This window comes from Streptomyces sp. NPDC059499 (assembly GCF_042749285.1).
Lineage (GTDB): Bacteria > Actinomycetota > Actinomycetes > Streptomycetales > Streptomycetaceae > Streptomyces.
In genome coordinates this window covers 52,922-68,716 of sequence record NZ_JBHYTT010000018.1, presented here as the reverse complement: position 1 = coordinate 68,716, position 15,795 = coordinate 52,922, and the positions used below count along the sequence as shown (strand labels likewise).

General features: G+C 68.1%; 15 protein-coding genes and 4 pseudogenes. 7 read left to right on the top strand and 12 right to left on the bottom strand.

The window, feature by feature from the left end:
* Window positions 1–2 precede the first annotated feature (2 nt).
* The 3 genes from ACFW9O_RS30935 to ACFW9O_RS30925 all read right to left on the bottom strand — a co-directional run bounded on the left by ACFW9O_RS30935 (window position 3) and on the right by ACFW9O_RS30925 (window position 4,260).
* A complete protein-coding gene (locus ACFW9O_RS30935; protein ID WP_384613892.1) occupies window positions 3–818 on the bottom strand; it encodes an SAM-dependent methyltransferase in 816 nt (271 codons plus the stop codon).
* A 209-nt stretch (window positions 819–1,027) separates the two neighbouring features.
* A complete protein-coding gene (locus ACFW9O_RS30930) occupies window positions 1,028–3,562 on the bottom strand; it encodes an FtsX-like permease family protein (protein ID WP_384613891.1) in 2,535 nt (844 codons plus the stop codon).
* On the bottom strand, window positions 3,559–4,260 hold the full coding sequence (locus ACFW9O_RS30925) for an ArsR/SmtB family transcription factor (protein WP_384613889.1): 702 nt from the start codon (window positions 4,258–4,260) through the stop codon (window positions 3,559–3,561). Before ACFW9O_RS30925 ends, ACFW9O_RS30930 begins: the two co-directional genes overlap by 4 nt.
* A gap of 176 nt (window positions 4,261–4,436) precedes the next feature.
* Between ACFW9O_RS30925 and ACFW9O_RS30920 the strand changes: the two genes are divergently transcribed.
* Window positions 4,437–5,081 (top strand): NADPH-dependent F420 reductase, encoded by a 645-nt coding sequence (locus tag ACFW9O_RS30920; protein ID WP_384613887.1) that lies wholly within the window; start codon window positions 4,437–4,439, stop codon window positions 5,079–5,081.
* A 59-nt stretch (window positions 5,082–5,140) separates the two neighbouring features.
* On the opposite strand, the gene ACFW9O_RS30915 is transcribed toward ACFW9O_RS30920, so the two are convergent.
* Complete coding sequence (locus ACFW9O_RS30915) at window positions 5,141–5,890, bottom strand: methyltransferase domain-containing protein (protein ID WP_384613885.1); 750 nt, start codon at window positions 5,888–5,890, stop codon at window positions 5,141–5,143.
* 27 nt (window positions 5,891–5,917) lie between these two features.
* On the opposite strand from ACFW9O_RS30915, the gene ACFW9O_RS30910 reads away from it, so the two are divergent.
* The gene (locus ACFW9O_RS30910; protein ID WP_384613883.1) at window positions 5,918–6,322 is read left to right on the top strand and encodes a MerR family transcriptional regulator; all 405 of its coding nucleotides are present in this window, start codon (window positions 5,918–5,920) and stop codon (window positions 6,320–6,322) included.
* Window positions 6,323–6,532: 210 nt separating this feature from the next.
* Here ACFW9O_RS30910 and ACFW9O_RS30905 read toward each other — a convergent pair whose 3' ends face one another.
* From ACFW9O_RS30905 to ACFW9O_RS30895, 3 genes and pseudogenes are all read right to left on the bottom strand, one after another.
* Window positions 6,533–6,982 (bottom strand): hypothetical protein, encoded by a 450-nt coding sequence (locus ACFW9O_RS30905; RefSeq protein WP_384613881.1) that lies wholly within the window; start codon window positions 6,980–6,982, stop codon window positions 6,533–6,535.
* A gap of 205 nt (window positions 6,983–7,187) precedes the next feature.
* Window positions 7,188–7,461: pseudogene (locus tag ACFW9O_RS30900) on the bottom strand (IS5/IS1182 family transposase); the annotation flags it as partial.
* Window positions 7,452–7,547, bottom strand: a pseudogene (locus ACFW9O_RS30895) (IS5/IS1182 family transposase); the annotation flags it as partial. The pseudogenes ACFW9O_RS30895 and ACFW9O_RS30900, both read right to left, overlap by 10 nt.
* 79 nt (window positions 7,548–7,626) lie before the next feature.
* Here ACFW9O_RS30895 and ACFW9O_RS30890 point away from each other — a divergent pair.
* A complete protein-coding gene (locus ACFW9O_RS30890) occupies window positions 7,627–8,178 on the top strand; it encodes a hypothetical protein (RefSeq protein ID WP_384613880.1) in 552 nt (183 codons plus the stop codon).
* Between the two features lie 115 nt (window positions 8,179–8,293).
* On the opposite strand, the gene ACFW9O_RS30885 is transcribed toward ACFW9O_RS30890, so the two are convergent.
* Window positions 8,294–9,010, bottom strand: coding sequence for a VWA domain-containing protein (locus ACFW9O_RS30885; protein WP_384613878.1), 717 nt, complete (start codon window positions 9,008–9,010; stop codon window positions 8,294–8,296).
* Window positions 9,007–9,447: a hypothetical protein gene (locus ACFW9O_RS30880; RefSeq protein WP_384613877.1), complete on the bottom strand. Its 441-nt coding sequence runs from the start codon at window positions 9,445–9,447 to the stop codon at window positions 9,007–9,009. The genes ACFW9O_RS30885 and ACFW9O_RS30880 overlap by 4 nt, the downstream gene beginning before the upstream one ends.
* 446 nt (window positions 9,448–9,893) lie before the next feature.
* Here ACFW9O_RS30880 and ACFW9O_RS30875 point away from each other — a divergent pair, with 446 nt between their 5' ends.
* From ACFW9O_RS30875 to ACFW9O_RS30865, 3 genes are all read left to right on the top strand, one after another.
* Window positions 9,894–11,261, top strand: coding sequence for a S8 family serine peptidase (locus ACFW9O_RS30875; RefSeq protein WP_384613875.1), 1,368 nt, complete (start codon window positions 9,894–9,896; stop codon window positions 11,259–11,261).
* Window positions 11,262–11,563: 302 nt separating this feature from the next.
* Window positions 11,564–12,958: a S8 family serine peptidase gene (locus tag ACFW9O_RS30870; RefSeq protein ID WP_384613873.1), complete on the top strand. Its 1,395-nt coding sequence runs from the start codon at window positions 11,564–11,566 to the stop codon at window positions 12,956–12,958.
* Window positions 12,959–13,078: 120 nt separating this feature from the next.
* Entirely contained in the window at window positions 13,079–13,459 is a 381-nt protein-coding gene (locus tag ACFW9O_RS30865) for a hypothetical protein (protein WP_384613871.1), read from the top strand.
* Between the two features lie 133 nt (window positions 13,460–13,592).
* On the opposite strand, the pseudogene ACFW9O_RS30860 reads toward ACFW9O_RS30865, so the two are convergent.
* A pseudogene (locus tag ACFW9O_RS30860) lies at window positions 13,593–13,846 on the bottom strand (transposase family protein); the annotation flags it as partial.
* Window positions 13,847–13,945: 99 nt separating this feature from the next.
* Between ACFW9O_RS30860 and ACFW9O_RS30855 the strand changes: the two are divergent.
* Window positions 13,946–14,308, top strand: a complete 363-nt coding sequence (locus tag ACFW9O_RS30855) for a hypothetical protein (RefSeq protein ID WP_384613870.1) — start codon at window positions 13,946–13,948, stop codon at window positions 14,306–14,308.
* On the opposite strand, the pseudogene ACFW9O_RS30850 reads toward ACFW9O_RS30855, so the two are convergent.
* Both ACFW9O_RS30850 and ACFW9O_RS30845 read right to left on the bottom strand, forming a co-directional pair.
* Window positions 14,248–15,159: pseudogene (locus ACFW9O_RS30850) on the bottom strand (transposase); the annotation flags it as partial. The gene ACFW9O_RS30855 and the pseudogene ACFW9O_RS30850 sit on opposite strands and share 61 nt — an antisense overlap.
* A gap of 97 nt (window positions 15,160–15,256) precedes the next feature.
* Entirely contained in the window at window positions 15,257–15,745 is a 489-nt protein-coding gene (locus tag ACFW9O_RS30845) for a hypothetical protein (RefSeq protein ID WP_384613868.1), read from the bottom strand.
* Between the last annotated feature and the right edge of the window lie 50 nt (window positions 15,746–15,795).

Genomic DNA, 15,795 nt, shown 5'->3' with positions numbered 1-15,795 from the left:
CGTCAGGGCTTGCGCGCGAGGCCGCCGTGCTCGCCGATGGGCACCGGGGTGGGGGCGTCGGGGGCCGGGCGCCAGAACGGGACCGAGACGACCCCGGGGTCCAGGAGATCGAGGCCGTCGAAGAACCCCTCGATCTTGTCGACGGGGCGCAGGAAGTACGGGACCGCACCGGTTTCGTTGTAGGCGTCCTGGGCCTGTTCGTAGTCGGTATCGGTGCCCCGTGAACCGTCGTTGATGGAGAGGTAGCTACCGGACGGCAGTCCGTCCATCAGGCGGGTGACGATGGCGCGTGCCTGGTCGTAGTCCGCGACGTGGCCCAGGATGTTGCTGAGGATCAGGGCAGTGGGGCGGGTGAGGTCCAGTGTCTCGGCGGCCACGGCGAGGATGTGGTCGGGGTCGCTCAGTTCGGCGTCGATGTAGGCGGTCGCTCCCTCGGGGGTGGAGGTGAGCAGGGCGCGGGCGTGCGTGAGCACCATCGGGTCGTGGTCGACGTAGACGATCCTGGCCTCGGGGGCGAGCCGCTGGGCGACCTCGTGGGTGTTGTCCCCGGTCGGCAGGCCGGTACCGACGTCCAGGAACTGCCGGATGCCCGCCTCGGTGACCAGGTGGGTGATGTTGCGGCTCAGGAAGGCGCGGCTGCTGCGGGCGATCGTGACGATGCCGGGGAAGACGGCGCTGTACGCGTCGCCGGCCGCCTCGTCGACGGGGTAGTTGTCCTTCCCGCCGAGCCAGTAGTTCCAGATCCGGGCGGAGTGCGGGACCGACGTGTCGATCTTCTGCTGCGCCGCCGGGCCGGGCGTTGTCGCGTGGTCCGTCATGGGTATCGTCCGTCTTCCAACCAAGGTGTGAACACTGAGCACTTCAGAGCACCTACGCCACAACTGTACCTACGTGCTAAGCAGTTCATGTCCTGGACGTCCTCCGCCGTTCCGCGGTCAGGGCGGTGCCGGGCGTGGGCCCGAGGCGTGGAGCCGGTGGGGCAGTGGCTCCACGCCAGTGATCCGGAACCCGTCGCACCGAGCGGACGCTATTCCCTGGCCGTCGCCACCGTCACGGCCCGAACCCGCAGGGCGACGCGTCCGGGTACGGCGGTCGCGATGAGCGCGAGCAGTCCGGATCCGGCGACGACCGTGACGTACACGAGAGGGGTGGCAACCGGTGCGGCCCGGCCCGTCATGCCGACGCTGAACGCCGTCAGGATGGCCAGGGCGATACAGCTGCCGAGTGCGGTGGCCAGGAGAAGGACGGACAGGGCCTCGATGCGCAGCATGCGCAGTACCTGGCGGCGCGTCGCGCCGACGAGCCGCAGCAGGGCGAACTCCCGGATGCGCTCGGAGACCGACATCGCGAGTGTGTTGACGACGGCGATGGCGGTGAAGGCCAGGACGAGCCCCATCGCGATGAGGTTCACCTCGGCGGCGGACTGCTGGCGTTGCGCCTGCATCGAGTCCGCGGCGGCCGGCGAGAGTGCCGTGAGGCCCGGGAACTGCCGCAGTGAGGTCGCGACGTCTGCCTGCGTACGGTCCGTGCCGACCAGGAGGGAGGAGGAGAGCGGGTTGTCCACGTGGCGTGCGACCAGATCGTGCGCGAGGGTGAGGTCTCCGAAGCCGAGGCCCCTGGCGTAGACGGCGGCGACGGTGAGTGTGGCGGGTGTGCCGTCGCCGAGCGTCAGCTCCAGGGTGCTTCCGGGCTTCAGGTGAAGCCGTTCAGCGGCAAGTTCACTGACGGCGACGGAGTCCTGCGTGAGCCTGCCGAGCGAACCGGCGGTGATGTCGGGGTCCCAGGTGCGGGAGAGCCCGTCCGGAGTGACGCCCTGGGCCGTGTACTTGTCCAGTCCGACCCTGACCGTCGTACCGACCACTTCGGTGACGACGTCGTCATGCGTACGCAGCCGGTGTGCCGCCTCGGCCGGGACGCCCGGGCCCTGGGACGTGACAACCCAGTCGGCTCGGATGCCCTCACGCGTCTCGGTGCGGGCGGCGTTGCCGAGCGTCGGCTGTACGAAGAGCACCGTGCAGGTCATGCCGACGAGCAGAGTGAGCGGAGTGACGACGGAGGCCATACGGGCGGCGTTCCCGCGGAGGTTGGCGGTGGCGAGCCTGCCGCCGTGACCGGCCGCCCGCAGCGGCCCGGCCAGGAGGAAGGCCGCTCCCCTGACCAGGAGAGGCCCGAGCAGGGCGACGGAGGTGGACAGCACGACGACCGCGAGGAACGTCACCGGAGTCGACGCGGGCTCGGTGTGCAGGACGCCGAGCAGGGCGACGAGGGCGGCGCCGCCGGCCAGCAGCACCAGGCCGGCGACGAGGCTGCCCCACGCGGGCCGGGTGGACTCGACCTGGGCCTCGGCGAGTGCCTCGGCCGGCCGGATCCGGGAAACCCGGCGGGATGCGATCCGTGCGGCCGCCCAGGCCCCGAACAGGGTCGCGGCGACGGCGGCGAGCACCGGGAACACACTGACCGTGTGCTGAAGTGTGGCGGGCACTGCGCCCAGACCGACGAATCTGCCGTGCAGCCACCCGCCGAGAGGAAGGCCCGCCAGGGCTCCGGCCGTGCCCGCGGCCGCTCCGACGATCAGGGCCTCGCGCCCGAGCAGCCTGCGGATCTGCCCGGAGGTGGCGGCGATGGCACGAAGCAGAGCGAGTTCGCGGTGGCGCTGCTGGACGGTGAGCGCGAAGGTCCCGACGACCACGAGGACCGCCACGAGCAGCGAGGTGCCGGCCATCGCCCCACCCATGCTGACCAGCTTGACGCGCCCGGCGGCGGCGTCGAGGAACTCCACCGGACCCCGCGCGTCGCCCGTGCTGACCTGGGCACCGGTGCCGTGCAGCGCCTCGGCCACGGCCCATCCCAGCGGTCCCCTGTAGGTAGCCGTCCCGGTGTCCGGGAGGACACCGAAGGCGGTCACCTGCCCGGGGCGGTCGGCGAGACGGCGGGCCTCTTCGGCGGAGAAGAAGAGGGACGTCTGGTGCCGAACAGCCGTGGCAGGGGTGGCGACACCTGACACGCGGTAGGAGCGCGGCGCTTGGGTCGACTGGACGGTGAGGCGGTCCCCGGGTTCCAGGCGGGCGCGCTCGGCGAGATAGCGGTCGATGACCACATCGGTGGGCCGTTCGGGGGCGGAGCCCGCGGTCAGGCGGTACGGGGTCAGCTCGGCGGACGCCCAGTCGTGCCCGTACGCGGCCCGGTCGCCGGTACCGCCCGGGGTCAACGGCTCGGCCAGAAAGGTGAGTTCGGGGATCACGCGGCCGACGCCGGGAGTCCTGGAGAGGGTCTGCCCGATGTCTGCGGGGAGCCAGGCACGTTCGGCGACGGGTTTGGCCTTGTGCTTGACCTTGGTCTTGCCCTTCTTCTGCTTGACGGTGGTCCGGTGGACGTTCTGGTCGGCGGAGACGATGACCGGAGCAGCGGCGTAGCGTTCGGTGCGGATGGCCCCGCGCAGTCCCGTCTCCAGGAGGGTGCCGCACGCGGTGATCATGGCTGCCGCGCACATGAGGGCGACGAAGGCACCGGCGAAGCCGGCCTTGCGCGCACGGACGGTCTTCAGGGCATAGCGCAGCATCATGAGGGGTCTGCCTCTCCACTGTGGGATACGTGGGCGTCTTCCGGGCCGGTTCCGGTCGGGCCGGCATCGGCCGTGGGCTCGGGAGCGGGGAAGGCGAGGAACCGGGTGAGCAGGGTGCGCGCGCCGGGCGGCGTCTCGGAATCGGGCCGCTTGTATCGGTTGAGGAGGGCGATGTACTCCTCGAAGAAAGCGCGGAGTTCGGGCAGCGTGAGCCGGACGGAGCCGCGCGAGTACGGGAACGCGTCCGCCCAGGGGCCGTCGTCCGCATCTCGCTGGAGACGCTCGAAGAGGTCCAGGTCGGCGGCGTACGCATGGTGGTTCAGCTCGTCCATGACGTGCCGTGTCTCAGGGCTCTGACGGCTGCGCGGTGGGAAGCGGCGGTCACCGGGTACCGCACGCCACCAGCGCTCCCGGCGCCCGGATGCCGCAACCTCCGCCCCGTCCGTGGAGTCCGCCTCCTCGGCGAAGCCGTACCTGGCCAGCTCGCGCAAGTGGTAGCTCGTCGACCCCGTGTTCAGCCCGAGGGCCCGGGCGAGCATCGCCGACGTGGCGGGACCGTGCAGGGTCAGGTGCTCGAGTACACGCTGACGACGCGGCTGGGCGAGCGCCTTGAGCGCGGCGAGATCGCCGATCTCGACGGGCGCCGGGGACGGACGCTCCGGCTCTGCGGGGCGGGGTGCACCGGGTTGCTTTGGCATACGTACACAGTCGTCTGTGCACAGGTGTCTGTGCATTGCGGCAACCCGGCGTCCTCGGTGGGGGGTTATCCCTACCGGCCGGCCGGGCCCGGCCTGAGACGTAGGGCTGATGGGGGAGTGCAGACCGGTCTTCAGGACGAGGCGGCGGCAGGACGGCCCGTCATAGCGTCACGACCATGAGAATCGGAATCTTAGGAACGGGCCATGTAGGGCGGGCGCTGGCCATGGGCTGGGCCCGAGCGGGACACGACGTCGTTCTGGGGTCTCGACGACCGGATGACGCGCAACTGCGGTCGGAACTGGCATCGGCGGTGGGGAACGACTTCCCTGTCGTGGACACGGCAGCGGCTGTGGCCGGTGCGGAGGTGGTGGTCAACGCGACACCCGGTACCGCGTCGGTGGCGCTGCTCGGGGGAGTCGGGGCCCCTGCGCTGGCCGGCAAAGTGCTCATCGACGTCGCGGTCGGCTTCGGGGAGGACGGCTCGCTCTCTCACCTCGTGGAGAGCCTGGGCGAGGAGATCCAGCGGACGTTCCCTGACGTACGGGTCGTCAAGACGCTCTGTACCGTCGACGCCCGGCTCATGGTGGCACCGGACTCGGTCGAGGGCCCCAGCACCCTCTTCCTGTCGGGCGAAGATGCCGGGGCCAAGGCCACGGCTGGAGCGTTGCTGAACGATCTGGGCTGGTCCTCGGAATCGCTCCTCGACCTCGGCGGCATCACCACCGCGCGCGGCCAGGAGCACTACAGCCTGCTCTTCATGGGGATCGCCGAAGCCCTTGGCTCCTACGGCTTCGGGGTACGGGTGGTGCGGCAGGTCTGAGCCGGGCGGGGTGCATGAAGGCCCGCCGCGACGGCTCCGGCCCGAGGTGGTGCTCCCGCTCAGTCGCTCGGGACGGTGGCGGAGGCGACGAAGAACGGCACCGCCATGAAGAACCTGTCCCGCGCCGCCCGGTCCCGCTGCTCGGCGATCCACGCCGCGGCCTCCCGCGCCGGGACGGCGCCTGCCGCGGCGGCCGCCTCGGCCAGACCGGTCGCCATGGGCAACTCCAGCCCGGTGAAGACGGCCGTGCGGACCTCCACACGCACCTCGTGGAACCCGGCGTCCAGCAGCAGATTCCGGTGGGCGCGCGCGGCGCGGGGGCTGGCGACCAGGGCGGCCCTTGCCCGGACGACGGTCCGGGTCAGCGCCGCGTCGTCGGAGTCGATCACCGCGGTTTCCCAGTCCTGCCCCACCAGCACCGCCCGCCCTCCCGGCTTGAGCACGCGCCGCGCCTCTACCACCGCGCGTGCCGGGTCGGGGAGGGTGTGCAGCAGCTTGTCGGCCCGGTACCCGGCCAGGGAGGCGTCGCCGTACGGCAGGTCACAGGCGTCCGCGACGCGGAACGTCCCGCCCGGCAGCCGGTCGCGGGCCGCCTCGATCATGTCCTCGTCCAGGTCGGCGCCCTCGGCCGCCACTCCCAGGGCCGTCAGTTCGGCGACCGCGCGCCCGGCCCCACAGCCGGCGTCGAGTACGGGTCCGTCCACGGGCCCGCGGAGCAACGCATAGGTGAGCGAGCGCAGTTCGGCGGCTCCGGGTGAGTGGTCGACGGCGTCGAGCACGCGCAGAAGGTTCTTCGATTCCTTGTCCATGACGTCAGGCTGCGACTTAATGCCGACATGAAGTCAAGCGATTCCCTGCCGGCTGTCCTGAGTATCGGAGTCCTGGCCGAGCGGTTCGGTCTCGCCACACACGTGCTGCGCCACTGGGAGGCGGAGGGCCTGCTCGCCCCGGCCCGCGACGCGGCCGGCCGACGCCGCTACGGCGAACAGGACGCCGTCCGGGTCGCCGTGATCCTGCGCGGCAAGGAGGCGGGGCTCGGCCTCGACGCCATCCGCACGCTGGTCTCGGCGTCCGCTCCCGGCGCGCGCCGGTCGGTCCTGCGGGGGGAGGCGGAGGCGCTGCGCTCCCGGATCGCCGCCGCGCAGGCGTCCTTGGACCTGATCGAGTGTGCGCTCTCCTGCGAGCACGAGGACTTCATGGAATGCCCGCACTTCCGGGGGACGGTCGGGCTCGCGCCCTGACGGCCTGGACAGCGGCAGTCAAGCGCAGGTGAAGGTGATCTGCTCGAATCCGGGTGAGACCGGCAGGCCTTGAGCATGGCCGTGGTTGTCTTGCGCCTCACGTGCAGAAGGGCTGGTCGGCTGCTGTGCCTCGATGACTACCAGGTAGCCCGGCTACGGCAGAGAATAGCTGGACGGAGTCAGGAAGGCATCTGATCGTTGATCACTTCTCTACTGCTTTCGTGTCATTGCCGCGCGCAGATCCCGTAGAGCTGCAAGGTAGTCGCTTTGCGATGCATCCCCTGAAGGAAGGCGCAAGAGGTGCCCTTCCGTGAGCCCTTGGGCTGGACGGAGGAAGGCGCGTACAAGATCGTCAAGGCTTGATCTCCCCAATAGCGTTCCCTGTGCCGATACCGACACGAAACCTTCGTTGTCACGTGTGAAATCGAGTCGGAAAGATGTGTCGGTGCCTATGAACGCAACCATTTTCTTCTCGCCGGTGAGGAGTGTCCTGAGAGAGTCGAGCAGGAGGGTCACCGACGGATAGATCATCATTCCTTGGTCGGGAACATGGCCGGCCGATCCTGCCGTGCCATTTTCTCCCCCACATGAGATGTCCCCGAGATCGTACCCACTGGGCTCCCCCTGCCCGGCGCGCACAGAAAACTCAACCTTGATCAAGGACTGCACCTCTTTTAGCGCTCGTAACGCGATCGTGTGACTTCAGGATTATCGCTGACACGCGGCCGTGTACTCGCTCGCCGTACTAGGACAGGACTATGGACAGCTACGAGGGCACCGCGACGCTTGAGTGGTGGGCCAATCGATCGACGTGTCTGGGCGGGCTTCGGGTGCGGGTCGCGGCCCGTGCCGCCGCGAGTGACGGCGTTGACGTTCGCTGCAGTGGTAACGGCCCAGCGGTGCCGCGTTCGTCGCATATCAGGTGGTGCTTGCTGCCCGTCTTCCACCGGGCAACAGGCGACGGACCGGTGTCGGGCCCCCCTTTTGGCGTGGATGTGGGAACCATCCACGCACGCGCGTGAGCAGTCCTGCTCGCGGGCCGCGTTCAGCTCGGCGAGCAGGACCCGGTGAAGCCGGTCGAAGACTCCTGCCCTCTGCCACCGGTCCAGCCGACGCCAGCAGGTCTGTCCGCCGTGACCAGCACCACCCGGTCCTCCAGCGGCAGACTCCACGGCCGGCCTTGGTGGACCACATCTGCCCCATCGCGCCGCAACATGATCATCACTCAGGCTGGCTCAATGCTGAGAAGGTCCCACAGCTACGCTGATCAGGGCAGTCCACAGTGCGCAAGACCGGGGGAAACCGTGAACGGACCGCTGCTGTTCCTCGACGTGGACGGACCACTCAACCCCTTTGCAGCCCAGCCGGAGAGGCGTCCCGACGGCTACACCACACTCAGAGTTCCCCGGAACGACGCCCATCATGACGACACGGGCCTGTCGTCCCGACGACGCCCCCTGCGAGTCTGGCTCAACCCGGAGCACGGACGAATCCTGCTCCAGCTCGGCTTCGAACTGTGCTGGGCCACCACATGGATGGACGACGCCAACCGGTGGATCGCACCGGTCCTCGGCCTCCCGGAACTTCCCTTTGTCGACTTCGGCGACGCCCTACTCCAGGAACGCCCTGATGGAGTCCACTGGAAGACCGGACCGCTGGTGGACTACGCAGGCGGCCGTCCTTTCGCCTGGGTGGACGACGAGCAGAGCGAGCTGGATCAGACCTACCTGACCGCCCACCACCATGGGCCCGGGCTCCTCCACCACGTCAACCCGCGGATCGGCCTACGGGAGAACGACTTCCACGCGCTCGCCGACTTCGCCCAGTCCCTGGACACCTCACGGACCACCGGCTGAGCAGCACCCAGGGGAGAGTCGCGTTCGCCCGGTTTGACCATGTAGGGCGAGAGCTGGCGCCCCGAGTGCGCTGCGCGACCTGGCCCGCGCCACCAGGGCCCTGCTCGACGTCCACTCAACTCTCCCCTATGGCATGCTCCTTTCGCCAATGGGTGAACGGCTTCAGCACCCCGCGAAAGAAGAGATACTCGGGAGTCTCCTCGATCGATTCCCATCCTCGGTAGAGGCTCACGTTCCTGATGTGTGGAGCCTCTGCCCGCAGAGCATCGAGATGGTCGAGCACAGATGTGCCAAGACCGGGGTCACCGAGGAACTGCCAGAACACATTCTGGCCGGATGCCGCGTCGAGTTGATCGGCCAAGGCCGGGCCTTCCGAGTGGAGTCCCCAGAAGAAGAACAGGACGAGAGTGGGGGTGTCGCCCTCCGGAAGGTTCTGCGCAATCTCCTTGACCGCCTCGCCCGGGTCCTCCGAATCGAAGAGTGCATAGCGCTCCGCGTGCTGGGTGAGCAGGTTTCCCGGTGCGGCATCCCGTGAGAGCAGGGGCGCTCGTGGCAGCACTCCCCAGTCCGCGATCCACCGTTCGGCATCCGACAGCCGAAGACTCGGCAGACGGTGCGCCTGTGACGCGTAGATCCACGTGTCCACAACCGACGTGGGCGACATGACCTCGCCCAGCACGGCGACTCTTCGCACGATATCGGCCACGGTCCCGGCCTCGAACGGATGACGATGCGCCCCCGGGAGGGCCAGAACCACCCTGATTGAGTTCCGCCGCACACCGCTGAAGCGTGCGGCCGCGGATGCAGCAATTCGTCCTTTACGAAGATTCATCCCGTTCTTTTCAGTAGATGCACTTCACCAGATGTCATATTCGGAGGATATGACCCCAGGGCTCCGCGAGAGTAGGTTTGATCAACGGTTCCGCGGAGGACGAGGGCCGTTTCGGGTTGGGTGTGGGCGCGTGCCCAAGCCGCGATCTCGGCCACGTCGGTCTGGTCGGCGGCCAGGTCGGTGACGCCGTAGACCGTCTCGGCCTGCCACTTCCTGGCGCCGATGCGGCGGCGCTTGCGGTGGGTGCACGACCTGACGGGCATGGGGAACAGCAGCCCGTCGACGGTGACGACCTTGACCAGGTAGTGGGCGTCGCGTTGCTCGACGAGGTAGCGAGCATGGTCCTTCTGGGCGTGCAGCGCGTCCACCTCGCCGGAGGATGCGCGCCAGGCCGCCAGGCTGGCGAAGCCGGCCCGGGTGAGCGCGGCGGCGTCCACCTTGCCGAAAGCGTCCCGCAAGATCCGCTCACCCGGTGCCTTGAGGCGGCCGGTGAACGGGTCGAAGGGGCAGCCCAGGCGGGCAAGTACCGCCTCGTCGCAGCGCGCACATCTCCACCGCGAGCAGCCGCTGATTGGTCTACGCGGTCAATCCCGCAGACATTCCCGACGCGGCTGAGGGCGGGGCTGCCCAACGCTTTCCGACCGGATAGCACGTCCCGCCCTGGGGATCGCTTGCCTACCTGCTGGTAGCGCGTATGGCCGCCACGTCTGAGCCCATCCGCCCAATATCCGCCGCTGCTGGAGTGAAGGTGCCGAGTGCAGTGCGGCAGATGTGGCAAGAATCCGCTGTCCGGAAATGAATCCGGAGCCCTGCTTCGGCCCGGATAGGAGTAACAGTGAAGTGTCTCAGCCGTTCGGCGGCTCTGGCCACGTCAGTTTTGGTGGTGCTCGGCCTCACGGCCACGCCCGCCTCCAATGCGGCGGGCCCCAAGGATCAGGGCACATATGTGGTGGTGCTCAAAGAGTCGGTGGCTGATCCTGCGGCGGCCTCGGCCAAGCACACGAAAAAGTACGGCGGCACCCGTAAAGCAGTCTTTTCGCACGCCCTGAAGGGGTACGCGGCTACATTGACGCAGACACAGGCCCAAGCCCTCCGCGGCGATCCGTCAGTACGGTTCGTGCGTAAGGAGCGCACCTACCGTCTCTCACAGTCGTCACGCCGGAAGCCGGTGAAGCCGGTGCGGTGCCGGGAGTTGCAGGGGGACGGGCAGTGTCTGCCCGACTGGGCGAATCGCATCAACGCCGAGCGTTCGTCGACGCGCTCCGGCGACGGCCGGGGCTCGGTGAAGGTCAACGTCGCCGTCATCGACAGCGGCATCGCCGGAAATGAAGCAGACCTGAACGTCAAGGGAGGCGCGGACTGCCTCACCGGGACCCCCGTCATCCCCGGGACCAGCCTCAACGATCCCAACGGGCACGGCACGGAGGTCGCCGGGGTCGTGGGAGCCAGGGACAACAACATCGGCATCGTGGGAGTCGCGCCCGGTGCCGCGCTGTGGGCCGTAAAGCCCTTTCCCGATGATGGCGGTCCTGCTTCCGATGCTGCTGTTCTGTGTGCCATCGACTGGGTCACCTCGACCCGCACAGACGACGACCCCCACAACGACATCGCCGTAGCCAACATGAGCTTCGGAAGCGAAGACACGCCACAAGGCGCCGACGACGGGAACTGCGGCACAGTCAACGAGGATCCCGTGCACGTTGCCGTCTGCAACGCGGTGCGCGCAGGTGTCACCCTTGTGGCCGGTGCGGGCAATGAACACTTCGACCTGACCAGGCAAGGACCTGCGGCGTACGACGAGGTGATCACCGCTACCGCCATGGACGACTTCGACGGCCGGCCGGGCGGCAAGGCGGCCTCGGACTGCTACGGCACCGACTACGGCTTCTACGGCAACGCGGATGATCAGGCCACGCTGGAATTCAGTAACTTCGCCCGCTCACCGGCGGACCGCCGGCACACCGTGGCCGCCCCCGGCGTCTGCGTGGAGACCACAGATCCTCACGGCATCTCCCATCACACCTTCGTCGACGGCACGAGTTTTGCCTCGCCGGGCGTGGCTGGGGTTACCGCCCTGTGTATCGCGAAGGGCCGATGTGGGACCTCCACCCCGGGCCGCAATCTGCGGACGATCGTCGATGACGCCACGAAGTACAACCGGTCCCATCCCCGTTACGGATTCCTCGGCGACCCGCTCCGCCCCATCAAGGGCCGCTACTACGGCCCCCTCGTAGCCGCCGACCGCTACTAGAACGCGGGTCTCCACGTCGATCAGGGACCCGGCCGAGCCCCCGCCTCAATGACAACGGACCGACGGCGGCCGAGATGCCCTCGTCGAGCAGACGGCATGGCCACTGAGTCCGTCAGGTGCCCCTGGCCCCCACGACGTGTTGGCCAGGGAACTCTCCAACGGGCGCCAGGTGCTCTTGGCACATCGGTACGGGTCAGAGATTTCGCTGCACGAAGAGCGCAATGACCGTGGTGTGGCGGGTGTGGCAAGCAGCCGCATTCGAAGCTGTACGGAGCCCGGCTCCGCCCCGGATAGGAGTAGTTGTGAATCGTCTCAGCCGGATGGCCCTGGCCACGTTGGTCATGGCGGTGCCAGGCATCGCAGGCACGCATGCTTCCACTGCGGCGGACTCCCACGAGCCGACGTACGTGGTGGTGCTGAAAAACTCGGTGGTTGATCCTGTGGCCACCTCGGCCAAGAACACGGAGCGGTACGGCGGCGCCCGTCAGGCTGTTTTCTCGCACGCTCTGAAGGGGTACACGGCGACGATGACGCCGGCGCAGGCCACGGCTCTGGGAGACGATCCCGCGGTGCGCTTTGTGACCAGGGAAGACACCTACCGCTCCTCTCCGTCGCCGGTCCGGGCGTCTGTGCGGTGCAAGGAGTTGCAGGGCGAGGGGCAGTGCCTGCCCGACTGGGCAGATCGCATCAACGCCGAGCGTTCGTCGACGCGCTCCGGCGATGGCCGAGGGTCGGTCGATGTCAATGTGGCGATCATTGACTCCGGCATTGCTGGGAACCAGCCCGACCTGAACGTCAAGGGAGGAACGGACTGCCTCACCGGCACCCCTGTAGCGCCGGGGGACAGCCTCAATGATGTCGTTGGGCAGGGAACGGCACGCGCAGGCGTGGTGGGGGCCAAGGACAACAACATCGGCGTCGTCGGAGTCGCGCCGGGAACCCCCGTATGGGCTGTCAAAGTTTTCCCGAACGACGGCGGTCCGGCATCGGACGCTGCTGTTCTGTGCGCCCTCGACTGGGTTACCTCTACCCGCACGGACAACGACGCCACCAACGACATCGCGGTAGCCAACATGAGCTTCTCGAAGTTCAACTTCCAGGAGGCCGATGACGGAAACTGCGGTGCGGCCAATCAAGACGCCATGCACGTTGCCGTCTGCAACGCGGTGAAGTCAGGTGTCACGCTCGTGGCCTCCGCGGGCAACTTCCGATACGACCTCGCAGGGGCGGCCCCAGCAGCGTATGACGAGGTGATCACAGCGACCGCCATGGCCGACTTCGACGGCCGGCCGGGTGGCGACGCGGACCCGGACTGCTACGGCTCCGACGCTGGACTGGACGGCCACGCGGACGACCAGGCCTCGCTGTTGTTCAGCAACTTCGCCCGTTCGCAGGCGGACCGCCGGCACACCGTCGCAGCCCCCGGCGTCTGTATCGAGACCACGGGTTCACCCGGATTCCCGTACGTGGTCGAGCAGGGCACGAACTATGCTGCCCCGGCGGTGACAGGAGTAGCGGCCCTGTGTATCGCGAGGGGCCGATGCGGGACCTCCACCCCGGGCCGCAATCTGCGGACGATCGTCGATGACGCCACGAAGTACAACCGGTCCCATCCCCGTTACGGATTCATCGGCGACCCGCTCCGCCCCATCAAGGGCCGCTACTACGGCCCCCTCGTAGCCGCCAACCGCTACTGAGCCGCGCGTCAGCAACCTCAGGCAGTGGCAAGCCGGGCGTGCGATGTGCAGGTCGTGAGTCCACTGCTGTGCACGGATGTGTGTCCGATGACTGTCGTACCCCCTCAGTACGCTCGGGCCATGAGCGTCTCTCTGTACTACTGCGCGAGCCGGGCGATACCGCTGACGGATGCCGAGACGGCCGCTGTCGAGAGCATTGTCACCGCCCACATGGCGTCCTTCCCGTACGAGGACCAGGAGAGTCTGTACCTGTACGACAGCGATGCCGGCCGACCGGACGAGGTGGTTGCCGGGTCCACCAAGATGCCGCTCGATCCTGACCGGGTGCTGCCGGTGCTCGACCATGTGCTGGGTTCGGTCACCGAGCTGCGCCGTGCCCTCCCGGGGGCGGAGTGGCGCGTGCGCCTGGACGACCTCGACGTCCCGTGGGAGGAGGCCGAGGGTTACGCCTTCCCCGGCATGCGCGATGCGGACCCGGCAGCCGATCTGGGCGGTCGCTGAGGCCCGGGCCCCCGTGGGCTTCGGCGGTGGCGCGGTGGTCAGGGTAGACGTGTCAGGTCGCGGAGCCGGCTGACCTGTCGGATTCCGCAGTCGTTGGCGCTGATGTCCGCATTCCTCTGCACGACCGCTGTTGGTCGATGATCCGGTCTGCCGTCGACTTGGAACCCCGAACAGTGGGCCCAGCTGGCGCATGGGCAGGTTCGTGCGCCAGTAGGCCGCGACCAGCAGGGCCCGGTCCTCCAGCGGCAGACTCCACGGTCGGCCCCTGCGGACCGCATCTGCACCCTCGCGCCGCAGAGCCGTCACCAGCTTCCCGAACTGCCGCGGGTTCAGCCCGGTGAACGGGGCTATCCAGGACGGCTCCGAAGCCGTGATGACACCAGGCACGGCGAGATCGTCTCATCTTGATCATCCTGCGGGTCCGGCCAGCCCTGGCTGGACATATCTCGTTCGTCCGGACGGATCCGGCGTGAGAGCCTCGCGCCTGTGGCTACTGAAACCGAGGTGGGAGTGTTGTTGCATCAGCGCGGCTGGCGGACGGCATTCACAGTCGCTGAGAGGGTGAACGCGTGGGCCACCCTGGTGAGCTTCATCGAGCGTGGCTATGGCGACGACATCTACGAGTACACCAACGACCTGTACTGCCGGAACTGGCTGCACGAGGCGTGGCTCCTGCTGGATGAACACATCGTCCAGCTCTGGACCCCGCAGATCAAATCCCTGGACGACCGGTACAAGGCCGCGACCGTGGACGATGATGGCCAAGCACTTGACCAGTTCCTCAGGCTGATGACCGGCAGTACACCGACCTGGGAAGTCCAGGCCGAACGATGGGTCAGCCCAGGATGAAGTCGGTCCCAGGCCCTGGCATTGGCCGTCCCGTAGAGACGGGTTGTGGTCGCCGTTTGCGCGTCTGGTGTGCCCCAGGTGTCCCGGTCGCCGAAGACGAATTCACCGCCATGACGAGGCGGGCGACCGCGGGTGCCGGGCTCGCGGGGTGGGACCGCGCGTCGCAGGACGCGATCCGAGCGCATTCGTCCCAGTACCCGTACCGGGAGATCTTTCAGAAGGAAGGCCAAGCGGGGAATGTCGTAGCCGGCATCCACCACGACCAGGATTTCCCGGTCGCCGTCCGTCCACTGTCCGGCATCGATCAGTCGCTCGACGAGCTCGCGCATCTGTCGGGCCGTGACAGTGGCAGCGTCGTCACCCGGCGCCAGACGTAGTGCGTCCAGCGGCGCAGTCCAGGAACTGCGGCCCGTCTCAAGTGCGCAGATCACCGAGTACGGCCAGCCGGGAACGGGAATGTGCTGGTCCTTGCCCCGGCCGTAGGTGTGGCACAGGATCCGCTGCGGTGAGGTGTGCGCGCTGGGCCGCAGCCAGCAGGTGAGGTCGGCGGCCAGGACCAGTCGGCCGTCCGCCGCCCGCGGCAGAGGCACCGTTGCCAGGGCCCGTTGCAGTCGGGCCACATCGATCCGGCCCGCGGACAGGGCGTCATAGAGCCCGCCGTGCCCGCGTCGGTGTTCGCCGACCAGCGACAGTTTCACGAGCGACCGGACCGGCCCGTCCGCGCACAACACCGCGTCCGCGAGTTCGAGCAGCGCGTCCGCACGCCTGGTCAGGCAGGAGTGGAACTCACCTCTGAAGCGTGACAGTCCCGCGAACGGATCCTGCCGGACGGCATGATGTCGCAGACTCATCCTCATGGCCTTCGTGCTGGGCGTTGTGTGTTCCTTGGTCGGATCACATGCTCAGCCGAAGGCTGTCTGTACGTAGGACAGTTACTAGTCCGACTGATCAAGTACGACGGACCGTTCGAACCTCAAGTTCAGCCGCAGGCTGACCAGCTGGGGCCTCATCAGGCCGCTGCTGGCACTCGACCTCAGCCTCGACACCAGCGGCACGCAGCCGGTCGACGAGAAGAGCCATCTCGGGCATCGTCCCTGCGAACATGCCAGCCCGGATCTGCTGGAACGTCCTCTTCGTCTGAGCCAGATCTCCGGCAAGTTCGGCGCGAAGAACCTTCATCACGTGTACCGGACTGGCGAGGGGATCACTGAGTATGAGCCGTGCCTCGCCGTGCTCGGCCAGAAGACGCCGGCGCAGGGCGTCCGGTACGGAGCTTCCTCCTGGCCCGCACTCGTACAAAGCGTCACCGCAGCCGGAGCAGTGGTAGCCGATGTCCCATTCAAGGCTCTGCCCAACCAACGCCTGTACGCCGATGCACTCCAGCTCCGAGCCGCAGCCCGAACACTGTGCCGGGTACCTGACAGACACGATCAGCACGACATGTCCCATCCACTGGCCCGACCCTGACGACCCAGACTCCCGGGCCC